Genomic DNA, 21,942 nt, shown 5'->3' on the forward strand with positions numbered 1-21,942 from the left:
ACAATGAAAATATCGATCAAACAGGTAACAATGACGATACTGGCACTTTTACTTCTGTCGTGTACAGAACGTGGAAAAAAGTTGTCGGCTGACTATCGTATCATACCTCTGCCGGTAAAAATAGAAGAAACGGGAACCTCTCCATTCACTCTTTCCGGGACAACGCGTATCGGATATCCGGCGGGTAATGAAAAAGCCGAACAATTAGCGGCTTTCCTTTCTGGCTATATAAAAGAAGTAATCGGATTTCAACCGGAAACGACAGAAGGTAGGGTTTCCTCCAACGGAATAAATTTGCTGTTGGAGGATATTTCTGAAAATTCTCCGGAGGGCTATCGATTGGAAGTGAATAATAAAACCGTTTCTATTACAGGTAAAAGTGAAGCCGGGCTTTTTTATGGCATACAAACCTTGCGTAAGTCGTTGCCGTCAGGAGCAGAGAATAAAGAAATCATTCTTCCGGCAATCCTGATAGAAGATCATCCTCGGTTTTCGTACAGAGGGATGCATCTGGATGTTGGGCGCCACTTCTTTTCAACAGATTTTATCAAGAAATATATTGATATTCTAGCTCTGCACAATCTCAATACCTTCCATTGGCATCTGACGGAAGATCAGGGATGGCGGATCGAGATCAAGAAATATCCCCGTCTGACAGAGGTCGGCTCACAGCGTAAAGAATCGTTGCTGAACGATGGCTCCGGAAAGTTCGACGGGATTCCTTATGGTGGTTTCTATACGCAGGATGAAGTCCGGGAGATTGTAAAATATGCAGCTGATCGCTACATAACAGTTGTTCCGGAGATCGATTTGCCCGGTCATATCACATCGGCGTTGGCTGCTTATCCGGAATTAGGGTGCACGGGTGGTCCGTATGAAGTAGCTACAACTTATGGTGTCCATAAAGACGTTTTATGTATAGGGAATGAACAGTCACTTCGTTTTGCAGAGGATGTCCTATCGGAGATTATCAATCTGTTTCCATCACATTATATTCATGTCGGTGGAGATGAATGCCCTCGCGACCGATGGAGTAAATGTTCTAAATGTCAGCAATTAATTCATAAGATGGGCTGGAAAGATACCAAAGAACATCAGGCGGAAGATAAACTACAAAGCTATTTCATGACGCGTATCGAAGCGTTTGTAAACAGTAAAGGCCGCCAGATAATCGGCTGGGATGAAATACTGGAAGGCGGCCTTGCTCCGAATGCAACCGTGATGTCATGGCGTGGAACAGAAAACGGAGTTAAAGCGGCACAACAGCAGCATGATGTCATTATGACACCAGCCGGGATTCTTTACTTTAGCAGTAAACAACTGCTGGAACTTGGTGGAAATCGTGGTATTCGGCGGATATATAATTTCGAGCCTGTACCCGATTCTTTGCCGTTGGATGTACAAAAACATATTATCGGTGTACAAGGTTGCCTTTGGTCAGAACGGATCGAGACGCCGGATCGAGCCGAATATCTGATTCTCCCAAGAGTAGCCGCATTAAGCGAGTTGGCTTGGTCAACACCTGAACAACATGACTTTGACGGTTTTATGGACAGGCTTTATCGTATGGTAGATATCTATGATCGGGAGAAATATACTTATTCTAGACATGCATTCCAAATAACGGAATCTTTTAAACCGGATACCGTCCGCGGAGCATTGGCCGTTTCTTTATCGACCATCGGCAACCGCACTATTTATTATACGTTGGATGGTAGCGAACCGGATATCAGTTCAACGGTTTATACAATGCCTGTTATGGTAGATCAAAAAGCTCTTCTTCAGGCCCGGGTTATCTTCGAAGGAGAAACAAGCGAGCTTTTTACAGAAAATATACAGGTGAATAAGGCAACCTTTAAACCTATCCGCCTATTTAGTTCTCCTCATCCGAACTATACTTTTGGAGGAGCGACTACCCTGACAGACGGTTTACGGGGAAACAGTAATTATAATACCGGCCGTTGGCTCGGTTTCCTGACGGATATGGATGTAATGATCGATCTTCGGGAAACAACCCCGGTGAAGACAGTTTCTTTTACTGCAAATATCTCGAAAGGAGCAGCTGTTATGGGACCGATAGGGTTTGATGTCCTGCTTTCGGCGGATGGGGCAAACTTCCGTAAAGTAGCTTCACAATCTTATCCGGTATTAGGTAAAGACGATAAAGACGGAATCTATCCCTATACCCTGGATTTTACGGAGACGCCGACACGTTATGTCCGTATCGTTGTTAAAGTGACTCCCAAGCTTCCTGCCTGGCATATGTGGCCGGGAAATGCGGCGTTCCTGTTTGTGGATGAAATAAGTATAGAGTAAGGTGATCATCTTCGATGGTTTGATATTCCAATTTGCATTATCAAAAATTAAATATTGTTTGTGATACCTTATTTCCTGCTGTAAGATATTTGTTGATAATATCTTACTCAGGAAATACTTTGCTTAAATTCTGAAAGAATATAGGATTTATTCAAGCTCGATTGCTTAAAATAGGTTACTTCTGCCTTTATTTCTCCAAATATTCTAATTTTGTCATGTTGAATAATAAAAACGGAAGAGATGAAAAAGTATGCATTTTTATTCATGATAATGATTGTCGGATTATTATCTTGCGGAGATGATGATAAACCTGTTGTACCTGAATTGGACAAACTATCCCAGATTACATGTACCAAAGGGACGGATGTGGTGTTTTTTGCATATATCAATTATACGAATGATGATAAGATTGCTTCTATCGACTTTGTTGATGGAAAGAAGATTCCTTTTATATATGTAGATAAAAAGATAACAATGATAAATCCTGAGGAGGGTATCGAACGGATTGAATATACTATGCAGGGAAGTGTCATTATAGAAAAGTCCGTTAAAAAGGATAACCCCTATAATAGAGAGGTTTACACAAGTGATAAATATGATTATAAATATAGTGGTTCCAGCCTGACCGGTGCTTCACGAACAATGACCTGGCCGAAAGAAGGAGGGGACGGCTACGAATCACAAATATTTGACAAAGAAGAAACTTATTCATGGGAAAACAATAATGTTGTCCTTTTCACCCAGGACAAGAAAAGAATAGAATATAAATATGGCATGGCCTTGACTCCGTCCAATTTCCCCTGGCGTGTGATACCTTCTTTTAATCCGGTAGGTTTTGACGCTTTTTCTCCGATAAATCTACTCTATGGAAACCGGAGTAGGAACTTACCTGAATCGGCTACTTACTACAGTCTTTCCGGAGAGGATGACACAACTGCAAATTACACGTATCATTTTACAACTACCGGCGATTATATTACCGCCATGACAATTCAGGAACAGATCAGTTCTACCGATAAAATAGCAGAGACGAATACATATAATTATACGTTTACCTATTCAAAGTAACAGGTCTATTAGTAATAGGGATATTAAAAAGGTTGTTTGTATAAGTTGTTAAACCGCATCTAATTAATATGTGATGCGATTATCTGTCGGTATTGTATAAATATCTCACAAATATCCCTTTTTGCAATAAATCTACAAGCTTTTGCGATAATATTAAAAACGGCAAAGGAGAACAAACAGTATTTTTGGGCAAAAATAAAAGTCTGTCTATTGAGACCTAATTCCATGAATACAAAGTTTTTATTATTGATTTCAATTACCGTATTTGTTTTTAGCTCCTGCTCTCATAAAGCACGATTGAAAAAACAAGTATCCGACCTGTTGTGTTCTGAAGTTGTCCTTCGGGGAAATGAGGCACTGGAAGAGGAACCTGTCACAGTCACATCCTTTGTGGCTGAAAGAAGTGTCGGTGGAATTCACGATTTTTATTCCGAAGGCGATTACTGGTGGCCGAATCCGGCCAGTCCGGATAGTGCTTACATCCGTCGTGACGGAGAGACGAATCCCGATAATTTTGTGGCCCACCGACATGCAATGATACGCTTCAGTACTATCGTTGGCGATCTTACTTCTGCCTGGATCATTACCCAAGATAAAAAATATATTGAGCAAGCCCTAAAACATATTCATGCCTGGTTTATAAATCCTGAAACACGCATGAACCCAGACCTTCAATATGCTCAGGCTATTAAAGGAATCGCAACAGGTCGTGGAATCGGTATTATCGATACGATTCATCTGTTGGAAGTCGTCCAATCCCTGATCGTGATGGAGCAGAATAATTTACTCCCGGAAGAAGAAATGGTTGCATTAAAGGGTTGGTTTTCAGAGTATTTATGTTGGTTGACCAATCATCCTTATGGAAAAGATGAAATGAATGCAAAGAATAATCATGGTACTTGCTGGGTGATGCAGGCTGCCCTGTTTGCTAAATATACAGGAAATACAGAGGTCTTGAATTTTTGCAGAGATCGCTTCCAGACCGTTCTATTGCCGGATCAAATGGATGCGAACGGTAGTTTTCCGTTAGAATTGGAACGGACAAAACCATATGGATATTCCCTTTTTAACCTGGATGCGATGGCTACGCTCTGTCATATCCTCTCTGATGAGAATCATAATCTATGGCAATATACAACGGAAGACGGGCGAAATATGCAGAAAGGGGTGGCATGGATGTTCCCTTACATAAAGGATAAATCCGCATGGCCGTTCGATAAAGATGTGATGTACTGGGATGAATGGCCTGTCGCTCATCCGGCTTTGCTGTTCAGTGTTTACGATACGCCCGACGACGCCTATGTGTCTCTTTGGTCGGCATTGGAACATTTTCCCGTTAATGATGAGGTCACAAGGAATTTGCCTGTTCGCCATCCGTTGTTATGGTTGTGAAAATAATGTCTTACTATATAATCGATTTACTTTATTAGTTGAAAAAATATGAAGTTCAAAACTCCTCTTTTGCTGTTATTGGTTGCTTTGACCTCTTGCGGAAATAAGCCTGATCTTGTTCAGGATAATTTTTCTTTTGCTTCGACCCAATTGAAGCAGGCTTTTGTTGAAATGGATGCTGTCCGTTCCGCTGAATCCCTCGAAAAGCAAGCCTTACGTGATAAACAGAACCTGGGGCCGTTAGCCAGTCCGCGTAATGTGGAGGCAGACGGTACATTGCATATGGTCATTTCCCGTGACTGGACCAGCGGTTTTTTTCCCGGCGAACTCTGGTACATGTATGAATATACAAAAGATGACTTCTGGAAACAAAAGGCCCGGGAGCAAACGGCTTTGATAGAGCGTGAAAAGATGAACGGAGGAACACATGATATGGGCTTTAAGGTGTATTGCAGTTTCGGGAACGGTTACCGGTTGACCGGAGATGCTGCTTATAAAGATATTTTGTTGCAGGCTGCCTATACGTTGACTACCCGTTATAAAGAGAATGTGGGGGCGATCCGCTCCTGGGATCATAGCCGTGATAAATGGGATTGCCCGGTTATCATCGACAATATGATGAATCTGGAACTTCTTTTCTGGGCGTTTAAGACAAGTGGCGATTCTTTATTCTATAATGTGGCTGTGAACCATGCCCGTACCACGATGAAGAACCATTACCGTAAAGATTATAGCTCTTATCATGTGGTTGATTATGATACGATCACCGGGGCTGTGCTGCACAAACATACGCATCAGGGATATGCACATGAATCGGCCTGGTCGCGTGGGCAGGCATGGGGACTTTACGGATATACGCTGTGTTACCGTGAAACTGGTTTGCCCGAATTTCTGGAGCAGGCTAAGCAGATAGAAAATTTTATTTTTTCCCATCCGAACCTGCCGGAAGACCTGATCCCTTACTGGGATTTCAATGCTCCGGGTATCCCCGCCGAACCCCGGGACGCTTCCGCGGCAACGGTAACGGCTTCTGCTTTATATGAATTGAGTATGTATGATCCTGCAAATGGAAAGGATTATATAATGAAGGCAAATACAATCCTGGACAATCTTTCCAAAGGGTACCGTACTGCTCCCGGCAAGGACAGAGGTTTTCTGTTATTACATAGTACAGGTTCTAAAATGCATAACGTAGAGGTCGATGTCCCGATCGTATATGCCGATTACTATTACCTGGAAGCACTTCTCAGGAAACAGAAATTAGAAAAAGAAGGAAATCTTTTTCAGTTGACAAGTGACAGATGACAGTTAGGCTTCGCACTCGAACATAGAAATATTTGAGCCTATCCGGGCATAAACTATCTGTCATAAATAAGGCATACTTAGTTGTAGGTTCATTTGCCGTTTGCTTCAGCTGACGGATTAGTAAATGCTCTATCTCTTTGGACTTTAGTCCCATTTTAAACACACTCTCTATGTTCAGAGAAATGTGGCTAAAGCCAAAAAGAGAAACAACTTGTAGACCGTCAGTTAAAACTGACGGCAAAGGAACCTGTAATAGCCTAGTCACTTTGATTATGGGATAGTTCACTTTTGATTGGTATATATTTCATTGATAATGATTAAATAATATAAAACAAATAAATGATGAGAAACATTCTTTTTTCCTGTCTTTTCCTGTTTTGCTGTTTTTCGATGGCAGGAAAAGTACCCTCTAAACAGAAAATACGATTAACGGAAAACTGGGAATATCTGAAAGGTGACCTGGGAGGGATCTGGGAAGCAGTACGCCCTGCTTCTCCCGGTAATCCTGAAACTGTCCCTGTCTGGCAGAAAGTCACTTTGCCCCATTGTTTCAATGCGGAGGATGCCGTAGATCCCGATGTCAATTACTATCAGGGACCGGGCTGGTACAAAACATTACTGACTATTGATAATCCGTATGCCGACGGTCGTATCGTACTCGATTTCGAAGGTGCCGGGCAGAAAACGAAAGTGTATATCTACACGACGTTGGTCGGTGAACATGTAGGCGGTTACGACGAATGGAGTGTCGACATTACCGAAGCCGTAAACTCCTTTATGGCAGACGGTCAGTTAATGAAACGTTTCAAAGGGAAAATTCCTTTATCAGTCCGTTGCGACAACTCACGCGATCTGGAAATGATCCCGTCCGATTTGTCGGACTTCAACTTATACGGCGGTCTTTACCGTTATCTGAACCTGGTTTATCTGCCGAAAGCTTCTTTTGAACGGATCCGTCTCGAACCGGTACTTTCAGCCGACAGGAAGGAGGGAACCGTCAAAGTAAAGGCCTCTTTCTATAACCCGGAAGATATCCGTAAAGCGAATGTCACCGTTGCCATCTATGATGCAGGGCATAAACAAATATATTCTCAGACGGTACAGAACATCCTACCGCTCGGTAATCAACTCCTTGCGGAAGCCAGGATCAAGAACCCGGCTTTATGGGATGTCGATTCACCGGATCTTTATACTTGCGAACTGACGATCGATGCCGGTGGGCAAACCCTGACGACTGAAGAGCGTTTCGGCTTCCGTCAGTTCGAATTTAAGGAGAAAGGTCCGTTCTATCTGAATGGTCGGCGTCTTTTACTTCGTGGAACACATCGCCATGAAGATCATGCCGGAGTAGCACAGGCTATGACCGAAGAAATGATGCGTACGGAAATGAAGATGATGAAAGACATGGGGGTCAACTTCATCCGTCTCGGACATTATCAGCAGTCGGATATTATCCTCCGGCTTTGCGATGAGCTGGGTATTCTTGTTTGGGAAGAAGAGCCCTGGTGTCGTGGAGGTCTGGGCGGGGAAACCTACAAAGAACAGGCACGCCGCATGTTGACGAATATGATCGGCCAGCATCATAATCACCCTTCTGTCATTATCTGGGGATTAGGAAATGAAAACGACTGGTCGAATGATTTCAGTACGTTCGATAAAGGTGCTATCCGTGCCTTTATGAAGGAGCAGCACGATCTGGCACATCGTCTGGACGATACCCGTATGACGGCTATCCGCCGTTGCGAGTTCTGTAGTGATATTGTCGATGTTTATTCGCCTTCTATCTGGGCCGGTTGGTATCGGGGTGTGTTCACTGATTATAAATCGGTCTCTGAGGAAGAAATGAAGAAAGTGAAACATTTCCTGCATGTCGAGTGGGGAGGTGACAGCCATGCCCGCCGCCATTCGGAAAATGTGTTTGCCAACCTGAAAGGTATCGAGTCGGGGAAAGGCGCGGATGAACGTGACGGGGATGCTTCCCTGTATGGAGGTGCCGCCCGTGCATCCAAAGATGGAGACTGGTCTGAAAGCTATATCGTCCGCCTGATCGACTGGCATTTGAAGGAACAGGAGACAATGCCGTGGCTGACCGGTACTGCCTATTGGCCGTTCAAGGATTTCTCTACGCCTGTACGTCCTGAAAATCCGGTTCCGTATGTGAACCAGAAAGGTGTCGTCGAGCGTGACTTTACTCCGAAAGAGAGTTATTATGTTTTCCAGTCGTATTGGACTACCGAGCCGATGGTACATATTTACGGTCATAGCTGGCCTGTACGTTGGGGTAACAAAGGAGATCGTAAGGAAATTCTGGTTTATTCTAACTGTGAAGCGGTGGAATTGTTCGTCAACGGTGTCAGTCAGGGAATAAAGAAACGTGATAGCCAGGATTATCCGGCTGCCGGGTTGCGTTGGAATTGTGTATATGAGGAAGGTAAGAACGAGATACGTGCAGTTGCCGTAAAGGGAAAAACAAAGGTAACGGATGAGATCGTCCAGGAGTACCAGACGGCAAAATGGGGTAAAGAAGCTGTGGCGGCTTTGTCTGTCGTTTCCCGTGAAGGCGATACCGTTTTACTGGAAGTACAGCTTCTGGATAAAGAGGGCGTCCGTTGCCTCGATTCAAAGAAATATATTGAATTTGAAATCGCAGGCGATGGCTCGTTGATACAGAATCAGGGGACATCTACCGGTAGCCGGAAGGTACAGGCTTACAATGGTCGGGCATGTATCAAAGTCAATCTGAATAAAGGGAAGAGCATGGTTGCGGTTAAAGCGGAAGGCATACCGACCGCTTTTATGGAATTGATGTAAAGACCTGTTCCCATTAACCAAAACTTTTACTATTTTTGTTTTATCTAATCAGATTCTACTACCATGGTAAGGAGATTGTCTTTCATATTATTGCTGGTCCTTTTTGCATTGATATTACATGCAGAAAGGACTAATTATTTGTATTCCTTTAATTCGGATTTGAATGAAGGTATCTCCCAGCTATCCGTCATGGATATCTATCAGGATTCAAAAGGATATTTATGGTTCGCCACGAAGAACGGCCTGAACAGGTTTAACGGAAAGGAGTATGTGATTTATCGCCGGGAAGACGGGAATGAACAGAGTTTGTCCGGTAACTCGATCGCTTCGGTCACAGAAGATCAGGACGGTTATCTTTGGGTGGGTACGAACAACGGGCTGAACCGGATCGATTTGAATACCGACCGGATTAAAAGATATAATTCGGGAGCAAACGGTTTAACTCAAAGTAGTATTACCAAAGTGTATTCCGATGCTGCCGGTTACCTTTGGGTAGGTACATGGGGCGGATTATACCGTTTTAACAGGGAGGAAGATCGTTTCGAACGGATTCTTTTGGATAATAACCTCGAAGATATCTCTGTTTCGGCTTTATTTGAAGACAGTGCGGGACGATATTGGATCGGAACAAGGAACAAAGGGGTTTATTTGTGTGACAATCAAATGAACATTATCAGTCATTTTACCCGCGAATCTAGAAATATGCCGTTGAATAACAATAATATAACCTCCATATATGAGGATACACAGAAACAGATATGGATCGGTAGCAAGTACGGGTTGAACAAGGTCAATTTACGTGAAAATGAGGTTCTGTCTTTTACGAGTGAGAACAGCAAACTAAGTAATAATACTGTCCGTTGCCTGGTCGAATGGGAGGGAAAACTGCTGGTCGGGACTTTTGACGGTATATTTGCTTTGGATCCTGAATCCGGGCAGATAGTAAAAGTGGCGGGATATGATGATATAAACCATTCTTTAAGTCATTATTCTGTCTATGCTTTTTGTGTGGACCATGATTATACGTTGTGGGTCGGGACATTTGCCGGGGGGATCAATTACCTGAATAAGTTTACTAACCGTTTTGTACTTCACCGGCCGGAAGATGAACTGAATATCAGGACGGGGATTTATGGAGCGATAACATATGAATCTCCCTCTGATTTGTGGATAGCCACCGAGGGATACGGATTGTTGAATTATAATTATCAGACGAATACGTCGCATTATTATCTGATCGACCCGTCTGCTCATTTTGCCTTTAATACGAATATTATCAAGTCTGTCTTTTATGAGGATGGATATGTGTGGTGCGGGACGACGAAAGGGGAAATCTATAAATTTAATATCAGGACCAAGACGTTTTCTCTTTATCATAAATATCCGGTTGAATATTCTATCTATTCCATTATACGTGACCGTAAAGGAAATTTATGGGTGGGAGGTGCGTCTACGGAATTCGGCCTGACCTGTTTTGTTAACGATCTATTGGTCACGACTTTTACCAATAATGTAGATGAACCTTTTTATCTATCGAATGTCCGTTGTATCCTGGAAGAAGAAGACGGTGTGTTGCTGTTAGGCAGTACGGCTGACGGATTACTTCGTTTCGATACCAATAAGAAACAGTTGACGAAATATTCGAATGAAGCGACGGTGGAAAGCTATCGTATTCCTAATAATTATATCTCTGCCATCGTCCGTACAAAGTCAGGCGAAATATGGGTATCGACGTATGGGGGCGGTATCTTCCAGTTTGATAAAACAGAGCATGTTAAACGGGTTATGACGGCTGGAGACGGATTGTTGGATAATAATATCTGCTCGTTGGTAGAGAGTAGCGACCGGAAGTTGTGGATGAGTACTGTGAACGGATTGATTATGTTTGACCCCGTAGGAGGTGAGGTCAGGAACTACCACCGTCATAACGGGATAGATATCCGGGAGTTTACTTTACATAGCGGGATTGCTCTGCCGGATGGGAATCTTTGCTTTGCCGGGAGCAATGGTTTTGTCACTTTCCAGGTGGCTGCGATGGATAAGAATGAAAATATTCCGTCGGTGGTACTGGAACAACTGTCCGTCAATAATCGTCCGATCGAAGTAGGGGATGAATCGGGGATATTGGATAAAGTGCTGGATAGTATGGATACGATCCGCCTACTCTATAATGAAAATAATTTCTCGATAACCTACCAGGCTTTGAATTATATCTATTCTACGCAAAATCAATATGCTTATAAGCTGGAAGGATATGATGCCGACTGGAATTATGTGGGAGGACGTAATTCCGCTTTCTATACAAATCTAAGCCCGGGAAAATATGTTTTCCATGTAAAAGGATCTAATAACGACGGTGTCTGGAATGAGCAGGGGCGTTCGCTGACCATTATCGTGCAACCCCCTTTATGGAGGACCTGGTACGCTTATTTGTTTTATGTTATTGCATTGGCTGTTATCAGTTACGTGATTCTTCATTATGTAAATATTAAGCGGAACCTGGAAGCCGGTTTGAAACTGAAACAGTTGGAAAAACAGAAGCAGGAGGAGTTCCATGAAGCAAAGATCCGTCTGTTTACGAATTTCTCCCACGAATTGCGTACCCCTTTGATGCTGATCATTACCCCGTTTGAGGAATTGGTCAAACGGGTGGATATTCCGGCAGAATTGCATGACAAACTTTCCATTATATATAAGAATGCCCGGAAACTTCTGCTTCTGGTGAACCAGTTGATGGATCTGCATAAAAATCAGGCCGGTAGCCTGGAACTGAAGGTCAGTGAAGGAGATGTCTGTGAATATATAAAGGAAATATATTATGCCTTTAACCAGATCGCTCTTACGAACGAAGTGAAGTTTTCGTTGAATTGTACGCCTAAGACGATCAATGCCTGGTTCGATAAGTCTTTATTGGAAAAGGTTGTTTTCAATCTTTTATCGAATGCATTCAAATACACGCCGTCCGGTGAATCCGTTACGATGGAAGTATCGGAAACATCATGGAGCGGACTGGATGCAAAGCAAACAGATGGGTTGTATAAGGATGAAAATGCGAACTATCTGGTATTGCGGGTGAAAGATTCCGGTAAGGGGATAGAAGAAGGGGAAGTCGACAAGATATTTACTCCTTTCTATCAGATTCCGGAAACGTCAGGAATCAATCTGTCCGGGACAGGTATTGGCCTGAGCCTTGTATATACGATCGTCCAGCTTCATCGTGGGGTTATCTATGTAGATAATACGGAACGGTCAGGAGCCTGCTTTGTTGTGATTCTCCCGATCTCCCGTTCCGCTTTTTCCGAAGACCAGATTGAAAATATAGAGTTTGATAAGATTTCGGAAGTGACGAATACGGATGATATTTCCGCATCTCTTCCTGCTCCGGAAAAAGTGGAAGGACCGAAATATAAAATCTTGCTGGTCGAAGACGATAAGGATGTGCGCAGTTATCTGAAAAAGAGCCTGGAAGCTGAGTATACCGTTATAGAAGCGGCTGACGGTGTAAGAGCATATGAAAAAGTAGTTCAGGACTTTCCCGATCTGGTCCTTAGTGATATCATGATGCCGAAACGGGACGGACTGGAACTTTGTACGTTGATCAAAAACGATATAAGGGTGGGGCATATCCCTGTGATCCTGATGACGGCGCGTTCCATGGTTGTCCATATCAAGGAAGGATTCCAGGCCGGTGCGGACGATTATATTGTAAAGCCGTTCAATATGGATGTGCTTCAAACGCGTATCCGCAGCCTGCTGGCTTCGAGGGAGCAATTGAAAAAACTCTATGGAAAGCGTTTCTCTCCGGATGTGATGGGTATCGAGGTGAAGTCGGCCGACGAACGGTTCTCCCAGAAACTGTTTGACGTGATCGAGAAAAATATATCCAATGAAAAACTGGATGTCGAATTGTTATGTACGGAAATCGGTATCAGCCGTGCGAACCTCTACCGCAAACTCAAATCCATTACCGAGCTTTCACCGATGGAATTGATCCGTAACAAACGTCTCGAGATGGCGGCAAAATTGTTGAAAGAATCCGAAATGAATGTTTCTGAAATAGCGTCGCATCTTGGATTTAACAGCCACTCTTATTTTTCCAATTCCTTTAAGACTTTTTATGGTTGCACTCCGACTGAATTTGTGCAGATGAGAAATAACCAGGAACAGGGCGGCTGATAAAATCGTATCACTTTTCTGTAACTTTTGTATCAATCTATTCATATAGAATAATTTAATACAAAATTGGAAGCATGTTTTCTTTTGTAAAAAAGAGAATATGTTTCTTTGTATTATTGAATTTGTTGAAATTTTAAGTCTAATTAAATCCATGATTAAATGAAAAAGGAAATTAAGAAAGCCACTTTGTCGTTTTGGCGATTATTTTTATTAATGGTGGCGTTTAACTCAGGTTTGAGTTTGTTTGCGCAAACACAAACTGTCTCCGGAGTTGTTTTGGATGAGTTCGGAGACCCGGTGATCGGTGTATCTGTATTAGTGAAAGGTACGACTACGGGGATTATTACAGATGTGGACGGAAACTTTACCGTTCCGGCTAACAACGGGGATGTATTATTGATCAAATATCTTGGTTATAAGGATCAGGAAATAAAAGTGACAGGTAATACCCGTCTGAAAATTACTCTTCAGGAAGATTCTCAAAGTTTGGATGAAGTTGTTGTTGTTGGTTACGGTACACAGAAAAAAGTGAATCTGACCGGTGCCGTATCTGCTGTAACCGGCGAAGAAATTGCAAAACGTCCGGTTGCTAATACCTCGACAATGTTGCAGGGACAGATGCCGGGATTGCGTATCACTTCCGACAAAGGTCAGCCGGGTAATGAAAACGTTCAGATCCGCGTTCGAGGACAAGGAACCTATTCTGGGACAGGTTCCGATCCGTTAATCCTGATTAACGGAGTCGAGGGGGATCTTGCCTCCCTCGATCCGAACATAATTGAAAGTGTTTCTGTGTTGAAGGATGCTGCGTCGGCTTCTATTTATGGTTCGCGTGCTGCAAACGGTGTGATTTTGATTACGACCAGGAATGGTTCGGAAACGAAAGATCGTATTTCTATCCGTTATAATGGAAACTTTGCAGTTCACAATCCGACAAACCTGTTGGATGTGATTTGGGATTCTCCTACATATATGAAGTATTTCAATATGGCAAAAGACAATTCCAATGCTCCGGCAACAGACCGTTATTCACAGGAGATGATTGCTAACTATACAAATCCGTCTGATCCGATTAAGTATCCGAGTTTCAACTGGCTGGATTATATGTTTGATCCTGCTTTCGTTCAGCAACATAATTTGAGTGTGGCTGGTACTACCGGTAAAACCTCTTACAATGCTTCTTTGAGTATGATCAATCAGCCGGGTACCATGAAAGGACAGGAGTTCAAACGTTATAATGCTACATTGGACCTGACTTCACAGGTAAATGATTGGATTAGATTCGGTATGTATTTTACGGGTAGCCGCAGTAATCGCCAGGAAACACGCCAGGGAGATACGGATGCTTATCTGTCTACTATTTCACAGGCTCCGACTTATATGCCTTGGTTACCGGATGATGGTACGGGTGTCAAACGCTACACCATGAAAGCTTTTACTTTTGAAAGTAATAATAAAAACATGGTTGCCATTGTTGAAACTGAAAACTTCAAAAATTATGTGAATACCGATGTGAATGCACAAGCCTGGCTGGAAATAAGTCCGGTCAAAGGGTTGAGCTGGTACACCAAAGGTGCCATGCGTTATAAACAACAGCATACAAAAGATTGGGGAACATTGCCTACACCGGTTTACTATTATCATGACGGTGTTCAGAACGGTACATTGAATACGAACGGTACAGGCTTGACCAGTACAATGGAGAACAGTTCATATTATAATTTATATACTTATTTGAAATATGATTGGGCTACCCCGAATAAAGAACATGATTTTTCCGTAATGGCAGGTTATAACCTGGAATATTACAAAATGGATAATCTTTCCGGTTATCGTCAGAACTTCGACTTCCCGTTGCATGAACTGAATACCGGTATCTCTTCCGTACAGACTAATACCGGTAAATCTGAAGAATGGGGGATTATGTCTGCCTTTTTCCGTGCTAACTATGCATTCAAACAACGTTATTTGTTGGAAGTGAATGCACGTTATGACGGTTCTTCACGTATTTCTTCCGAATCTCGTTGGGGGATATTCCCTTCCTTCTCTTTGGGATGGCGCATGACAGAAGAAGAGTGGATGAAGGATTTGAATTGGGAATGGTTGAACAGTTTGAAATTTCGTGGTTCATGGGGTATTTTGGGTAATCAGAATATCGATCTTTACTCTTACTATGCTTTGGTTACAACCGGAAAGGATTATAGCTTTGACAACTCAAATCTGGATGCTGGTGTGGCACAGACTACCCTTACTAACCGCGATCTGAAATGGGAATCTACTTCTATCGGTGACTTCGGGGTCGATATCACTGCTTTCAATGGTTTTAATGTAACTTTCGACTGGTATAGGAAAAGAACATACGATATTCTTCGTAAAGCGCAGAGTAACTCATTATTAGGTTTGACTGCTCCGTATGTGAATGGCGGTGAAATGGTAAATAAAGGAATTGAAGTGTCGTTAGCCTATAACGGATATATTAAGGACGGTGTATTCAAGGGGTTGAGTTATAATGCAGGTGTTTTCTTTGATCGTACAAGAAATGAATTGACGAAATATGGTGCTGATTATGTGGATTCTACTAATGGATTGATCTATAAAGAAGGTCTCCCTTACGGATCATTTTATGGTTATGAAGCAATTGGCATTTTTAGAGATGAAGCTGATGTGACTAATTCTCCAAAGCAATTTAATGATAATACATTGCCTGGTGATATTAAATATGCCGATATCAGTGGTCCGAATGGAGTACCAGATGGCATTGTCGATGAAAATGACCGTAAGGTACTTGATGGTCGTTTTCCTGATTTTGAATATTCTGTAAACTTGGGTGCCAACTGGAAAGGGTTCGATCTTTCTTTGATGGGACAAGGGGTACAGGGAGCAAAACATTATGCCAGTGGCTGGGGATTGCGTCCGTTCTATCAGGGAACTCCGATCTCACAAGATTATATCGATAATATGTGGACGGAAGATCATAGAGATGCTAAATATCCGCGTTTGTATTTCGCAGATTTAGGTGGTGCAAAGAACCAGCGTGAAAGTACTTATTGGTTATACAATGCTTCTTATTTTCGTTTGAAGAACCTGACATTCGGTTATACATTGCCGAAAACTCTTACAAGTAAAGCGAAAATAGAACGTCTGCGTTTCTATTTCTCTGGTGATAACTTGTTGACAATTACTAAATTCCCTCAAGGTGGTGACCCGGAACGTAATTATAACTCTACAAAGGGTACACGTTTGGTTTATTATCCCCAGAACCGTATCATTTCATTCGGTGTAAATCTTGAATTCTAATTAAATCGTAAAATGGTTATGAAAATGAATAAACTATCATATATTTCACTATTGGTTGCCGGTATGATGACAGTGTCTTCCTGTTCTGATATTTTAGATACTCCGCCGACAACTTCTCCGTCAGAAAGTATTTTTTGGCAATCAAAATCTGATTTTGATTCGGCATTGACCGGTTGTTATCAAGGTATGCAAGCTAAAACATTATCTTATGGGATGGTTGTTTATGATTGTTTGACGGACAATGGTTACGGTAGCTCCGGTTCCAGTTATGTATATAAAACAGACTTGATTCAAGCTGATAATATAGACCCATCCATGCAGGGGTTTGTTCCGGATCTTTATAAAGAAGCGTATGAGGCTATTGCCCGGATGAACATTTTTTTATATCAGTTGAATAATTATCAGGGTGGGGACATGAGTAATGTTCGTAACCAATATGAAGGTGAAATTATGTTCCTGCGCTCTTATTGCTACTATCTGCTTTATCTGTGTTATGGTGAAGTTCCGTATCCAACGATGCCGTTGGATCTTACGACACAAAATATGCCGAAAGAAACGCTTGATAATGTATATAAAAATTTGATTGCCGATTTACAGACAGCGATTGATAAGTTGGATGATAAAACTTATAAGGGATCGGGCGGACATGTAACAAAAGGTGCTGCAAAAGCATTGAAAGCTCGTGTACTTATGCTCCATGCTTTTGGAGAAGACGGAAAAGTGGCTAATCGTGACGAGGTTCAGGAAGCTTATAATTTGTTGGACGAAATCAAAGGATATTCTTTGGCTGATCGTTATGCTGATAACTTTACGTATGATACACAGGAATCTAGTCCGGAAATCCTTTTCTCTATTAAGTTCCTGGCTCCGAATAACTATAATAATTTTGACCATATATATGGCAATTATTCCGGAGTTCGTCCGGTTGCCAACCTGACGAATGAATATGAAGAAGGTGATAATCGTTTAGGACAGATCGTTGCTTTCGATGACAAATATCAATGGCCGGGTGGTGAAGTCGTTTCTTTGAATAGAAGTGACTTAAAGAAAGCTATGGTAAAATGGCTGACCCCATTGATGAAAGATGGTGATATGTGGCAGGCAAGTACTCGTAGTGAACAGGATTGGGTATTCCTTCGTTGGGGTGAGTTACTACTGCTGAAGGCTGAAGCTGCTAATGAATTGGGAATTTCCGGGGCCGCTGATATGGTAAACCAGGTGCGTAAGCGTGCAGGACTGGCTGATTTGGCTGCAAACCTGACCCAGGATCAGATGCGTGAAGCGATCCGCCACGAACGTCGCGTGGAAACTCCGTTCGAGTTGATACGTTTCTACGATATGAAACGTTGGAAAATGATGGATAAACTGAACGGACTGGAACTTGATCCATTGTTAGCCGGACATATAACAGCTTGGTCGAAGGCACACGAATATTTTCCGTTACCACAAGATCAGATCGACTTCTCCAACGGAGTGTTGATCCAGAATCCGAACTATTAATCGTTCGCTAATAATTTAAGTATGGGTGAGGAGCCTCGCTGTTATTGGCGGGGCTTCTTTCTCTGAATATAGGAGATAGATATCATGGAAAAGAGATTAATTATTTTATCAGCCTGCCTTGCTTTTTCACTTTCTGCCTTTTCCCAAAAGCAGAAAAAGCAAGGGAATGTACCCGCTTCCTGGTCGGAAAGAATCGCTGTTGCCAAACAGAATGCCTATGAGCAAATGAAAAAGAGCTCTCTTCCGGTCGCATCCAAAGTAATAAAAGCAAAGAAAGCAGCCGAAAAGTTTACCGCCGATGTAACAGGATTGGATGAAATCGTGCTTTATACCTGGGGTACTGTCGACGGTACTGCCGACGACCAGGCTGTATGGGCCAATGCCCGGCTGATCGCAGCCGACGGTTCGTCTGTCTGGCTGAATGACCTGAAGGATACCTTCAAAGATACGGGAACAGGGCGCCTGGTCTTTAATGCCAACGCCAAAAATGTTCCGGTCGTTATGGCTGGAAAAACCTATGAACGGACAATCATGGCGAATGCCAATGCACAGATCGTCGTACCTTTGGATAAGAAATATGTCCGCTTTGAAGCTGAGATCGGACTGGAAAACCGTTCCTCTGCGGGAACAGTTATTTTCCGCTTGCAGGGAATAACCGGAAAAGAGTTATCCGAAGATATTATTGCCGGTTTCCCGGCTGAATCGGCACAATTCCTTCCGTTTGCCGGAAGTGATATGAAAGCATTGGTTACGACCTATAATGCCGATATAGAAAAACATATCGCTCAGTCCGTTGTCGACCTGTTGACGGATAAGGCGTATTTTACAACCCGGATTGCTGCTGCCGGTCAGGAAAAAGAGTTGGATAAACAGGTGATCGCTTATCTGAATATAGCACAGGACGCTATGCAGATATACGAATTGCAGGAATCTCTGAGTTGGCTGAATTTGAGGGCCATCGAAGAGTCATTTAATGATATGAAACGTAACAAATCGTTTGACCAGGCTGTTAACCAATCCCGGCTTTCCAGGTTAAAGGGATTGGTCAATAAAGGTTTTTCCGGTATATATTCAAACGATGAAACTACTATAAAAGATGCCAAACAAGCCCTACAGTTGAAACATGATATATTGTTGGCAAATCCTGAACTGGATATCGACAAATTGATCGTCGGCCGTTATCATATAGGAACTAATGCCCGTCAGATCAATCCCCGTGCTCTGGGAACGCAGAATAACAACTGGTCGAACCAGACTTCTGCCGCCCGTAGCGGATTTGATGCGGAGATTGTGGAATTATCGAACCTGCGTGGCGATATTCAGTCGCGTACTATTTTCAAACCGGATAACGGCTCATCCCTGCCTGACCTGAAACTACATTGGAATGCCGATCGTGTTATGTTCTCCATGGTCGATACTGACAAGCGCTGGCAGGTTTTTGAAGTCGGGTTGGATGGGAAAGGTTTGAAGAAACTGGTCGAATCGCCGGAGAAAGATCTGGAGTTTTTTGATGCGACCTGGCTACCTTCCGGAAAAATCATTGCGATATCCAATATCGGTTATAATGGTGTCCCGTGTGTAAACGGTAACGATGAAGTCGGTAATATGTGTTTGTATGATCCGAAAGACGGTTCGTTACGTCGCCTGACATTCGATCAGGATGCCAACTGGTCGCCAGTATTGATGAATAACGGGAAGGTGATGTATACCCGCTGGGAATATACTGATCTGACGCATTATTTCTCCCGTTTCGTTATGCATATGAATCCGGACGGAACGGAACAGAAGGCTCTCTACGGTAGCGGTTCTTATTTTCCGAACAGTACATTTGATGCAAAACCGCTTCCCGGACAGGCGTCCGGTTTTATAGGAATTATCTCCGGTCATCATGGTGTTGCCCGTTCAGGTCGTCTGATCCTGTTTGACCCGTCTAAAGGGCGTAAGGGGGAGTTGGGAATGGTGCAGGAGTTACCTTTCCGTGATCGTAAGATAGAACCGATCGTAAAAGACCGTTTGGTTGATGGTGTATGGCCACAGTTCATTAAGCCTTATCCATTGAACGATAAATATTTCCTGGTGACAGCCAAGTTAAATCCGAATGCACTGTGGGGAATCTATCTGGTAGATGTATTCGATAACCTGACTTTGATCGCAGAGTACGAAGGGGAAGGCCTGATCCATCCGATCCCGGTCAGAAAGACACCGCTACCTCCTGTTGTTCCGGATCGCACGAAACCGGATACAAAGGAAGCAACTGTATTTATTCAGGATATCTATGAAGGAGAAGGATTGAAAGGCGTACCGCGTGGTACGGTGAAAGCTTTCCGTGTGCTTTCCTATGAATATGCTTATAACAGAACACCATCCGACCATTGGGCTCAGGGTGTGCAAAGCGGGTGGGATATTAAACGTCTGTTAGGTACTGTTCCGGTGGAAGAAGATGGTTCAGCCTTGTTCACCATACCTGCAAATACGCCGATCTCGCTTCAACCACTCGACTCGTGCGGACGTGCCGTACAATGGATGAGAAGCTGGCTGACCGGTATGCCGGGTGAAACCGTTTCCTGTATCGGCTGTCACGAAGATCAGAATCAGATACCCATGCCGAAACGTGTGGTCGCATCGACAATCAAACCGCATGCGATCACCTTGCCGGAAGGAGGACAACGTCCGTTTACCTTCGAATTGGAAGTCCAACCGATCCTGGATCGTGCTTGTATCGCTTGCCATGATGGTTCCAATAAATTAGCCGATCTTACCGGTGGCCGTATCGATGAATTTTCCGGATTTGGCAAAAGCTATCTGAACCTGCATCCTTATGTTCATCGTCAGGGGCCGGAAGCTGAAATAGAAGTCTTGAATCCATATGAGTATCATGCATCTGCCAGTGATTTGATCAGGATATTGAGAACCGGACATCATGGAGTAGAATTAACAGATAAGGAGTGGAAAACTCTTTATAACTGGATTGATTTTAATGCTCCCTATCATAGTAAGTTCAAAGCGAATCTCTTTAAAGGGGTAGAACAGATCAGTCGCCGCACGGAACTGACGGAAAAATATGCCCGTTCAGGTGTAGACTGGCAGGCAGAAATACGTGATTATGCCGATTACCTGGGTAAACAGCCGAAACTCTCTCCCGTAAAACCGGAACGTCAGGAATATAAGGATAAAGAAGTGAAAGTTAAAGGCTGGCCATTTGATGCTGATGCAGCTAAGGGAATGTTGGCAAAAGAACAGGAGACAAAGAAAAGCATCGAACTGGCTCCGGGTATTGTGATGAACTTTGTCCGTATCCCGGCCGGTACGTTTGTAATGGGAAGCAACCGGAGACACTCTGATTATTCGCCGGCCAACAAACAGGAAGTAAAGAAAGCTTTCTGGATGGCAGAGATTGAAGTGAGTAATGAACAGTTCCGTACCGTTTTCCCGGATCATAACAGCCGCTTCATCAATCAGCTTTGGAAAGACCATGTACATGAGGGATATCCGGCAAATAATCCGGAACAACCTGCTATCCGTGTCAGTTGGGATGAAGCCGTGGATTTCTGTAAGAAGTTGAGTGCAAAAACCGGATTGAAGATAACTTTACCGACGGAGGTGCAATGGGAATGGGCTTGCCGGGCCGGTAGTGGCAGTGACTTCTGGTATGGTGCATTAGATACTGATTTTGCTGCGTATGAAAATATGGCGGATAAGCAATTGAATAAATTAGCCGTGAGGGGAGTTGATCCTCAGCCGATGAGTTCGACCGATCCCTGGTATAAATATTATACTTTCCAACCAAAAGATAATGAAGTGGATGACGGTAATATGTTGATGGTGAAAGGTGGCGGTTATCAGGCTAACCCCTGGGGATTATATGATATGCAGGGGAATATTGCCGAATGGACCCGCTCCGATTATTTGCCTTATCCATACAACGAAAAAGAACAAGGACGAGGAATTGAAAAAGTAGTTCGTGGCGGTTCATGGATAGATCATCCGAAAACGGCAACAGCTTATTTCCGTAAGTCTTATCTGCCCTGGCAGAAAGTACATAATGTAGGTTTCCGTGTGATTATTGAAGATTAAGAT

The 21,942-nt window shown here is 43.1% G+C and carries 9 protein-coding genes; all 9 read left to right on the forward strand.

Annotated features, from left to right (window positions below; translation table 11 throughout):
* Positions 1–3 precede the first annotated feature (3 nt).
* The 9 genes from M1P97_RS01125 (at position 4) to M1P97_RS01165 (ending at position 21,939) form a co-directional block, all read left to right on the forward strand.
* The gene (locus M1P97_RS01125; protein WP_249388157.1) at positions 4–2,316 is read left to right on the forward strand and encodes a beta-N-acetylhexosaminidase; all 2,313 of its coding nucleotides are present in this window, start codon (positions 4–6) and stop codon (positions 2,314–2,316) included.
* A 240-nt stretch (positions 2,317–2,556) separates the two neighbouring features.
* On the forward strand, positions 2,557–3,384 hold the full coding sequence (locus tag M1P97_RS01130) for a DUF5032 domain-containing protein (RefSeq protein WP_249388158.1): 828 nt from the start codon (positions 2,557–2,559) through the stop codon (positions 3,382–3,384).
* Positions 3,385–3,609: 225 nt separating this feature from the next.
* The gene (locus M1P97_RS01135; protein ID WP_249388159.1) at positions 3,610–4,776 is read left to right on the forward strand and encodes an alginate lyase family protein; all 1,167 of its coding nucleotides are present in this window, start codon (positions 3,610–3,612) and stop codon (positions 4,774–4,776) included.
* 48 nt (positions 4,777–4,824) lie between these two features.
* Complete coding sequence (locus M1P97_RS01140) at positions 4,825–6,081, forward strand: glycoside hydrolase family protein (RefSeq protein WP_249388160.1); 1,257 nt, start codon at positions 4,825–4,827, stop codon at positions 6,079–6,081.
* 342 nt (positions 6,082–6,423) lie between these two features.
* A complete protein-coding gene (locus M1P97_RS01145) occupies positions 6,424–8,892 on the forward strand; it encodes a glycoside hydrolase family 2 TIM barrel-domain containing protein (RefSeq protein ID WP_249388420.1) in 2,469 nt (822 codons plus the stop codon).
* A 63-nt stretch (positions 8,893–8,955) separates the two neighbouring features.
* A complete protein-coding gene (locus M1P97_RS01150) occupies positions 8,956–13,068 on the forward strand; it encodes a hybrid sensor histidine kinase/response regulator transcription factor (RefSeq protein ID WP_249388161.1) in 4,113 nt (1,370 codons plus the stop codon).
* 159 nt (positions 13,069–13,227) lie between these two features.
* A complete protein-coding gene (locus M1P97_RS01155) occupies positions 13,228–16,365 on the forward strand; it encodes a SusC/RagA family TonB-linked outer membrane protein (RefSeq protein WP_249388162.1) in 3,138 nt (1,045 codons plus the stop codon).
* 24 nt (positions 16,366–16,389) lie between these two features.
* Positions 16,390–17,865, forward strand: coding sequence for a RagB/SusD family nutrient uptake outer membrane protein (locus tag M1P97_RS01160; RefSeq protein WP_195374323.1), 1,476 nt, complete (start codon positions 16,390–16,392; stop codon positions 17,863–17,865).
* Between the two features lie 84 nt (positions 17,866–17,949).
* On the forward strand, positions 17,950–21,939 hold the full coding sequence (locus M1P97_RS01165) for an SUMF1/EgtB/PvdO family nonheme iron enzyme (RefSeq protein ID WP_249388163.1): 3,990 nt from the start codon (positions 17,950–17,952) through the stop codon (positions 21,937–21,939).
* The last annotated feature ends 3 nt before the right edge of the window (positions 21,940–21,942 follow it).

This window comes from Parabacteroides leei (genome assembly GCF_023369805.1).
Taxonomy (GTDB): Bacteria; Bacteroidota; Bacteroidia; order Bacteroidales; family Tannerellaceae; genus Parabacteroides; species Parabacteroides leei.

Bases quoted from the DNA above. Each gene is read 5' to 3' on its own strand.
- M1P97_RS01140 (WP_249388160.1), top strand. From the start codon at position 4,825: ATGAAGTTCAAAACTCCTCTTTTGCTGTTATTGGTTGCTTTGACCTCT.
- M1P97_RS01165 (WP_249388163.1), top strand. From the start codon at position 17,950: ATGGAAAAGAGATTAATTATTTTATCAGCCTGCCTTGCTTTTTCACTT.
- M1P97_RS01160 (WP_195374323.1), top strand. From the start codon at position 16,390: ATGAATAAACTATCATATATTTCACTATTGGTTGCCGGTATGATGACA.
- M1P97_RS01130 (WP_249388158.1), top strand. From the start codon at position 2,557: ATGAAAAAGTATGCATTTTTATTCATGATAATGATTGTCGGATTATTA.
- M1P97_RS01125 (WP_249388157.1), top strand. From the start codon at position 4: ATGAAAATATCGATCAAACAGGTAACAATGACGATACTGGCACTTTTA.
- M1P97_RS01155 (WP_249388162.1), top strand. From the start codon at position 13,228: ATGAAAAAGGAAATTAAGAAAGCCACTTTGTCGTTTTGGCGATTATTT.
- M1P97_RS01135 (WP_249388159.1), top strand. From the start codon at position 3,610: ATGAATACAAAGTTTTTATTATTGATTTCAATTACCGTATTTGTTTTT.
- M1P97_RS01150 (WP_249388161.1), top strand. From the start codon at position 8,956: ATGGTAAGGAGATTGTCTTTCATATTATTGCTGGTCCTTTTTGCATTG.
- M1P97_RS01145 (WP_249388420.1), top strand. From the start codon at position 6,424: ATGAGAAACATTCTTTTTTCCTGTCTTTTCCTGTTTTGCTGTTTTTCG.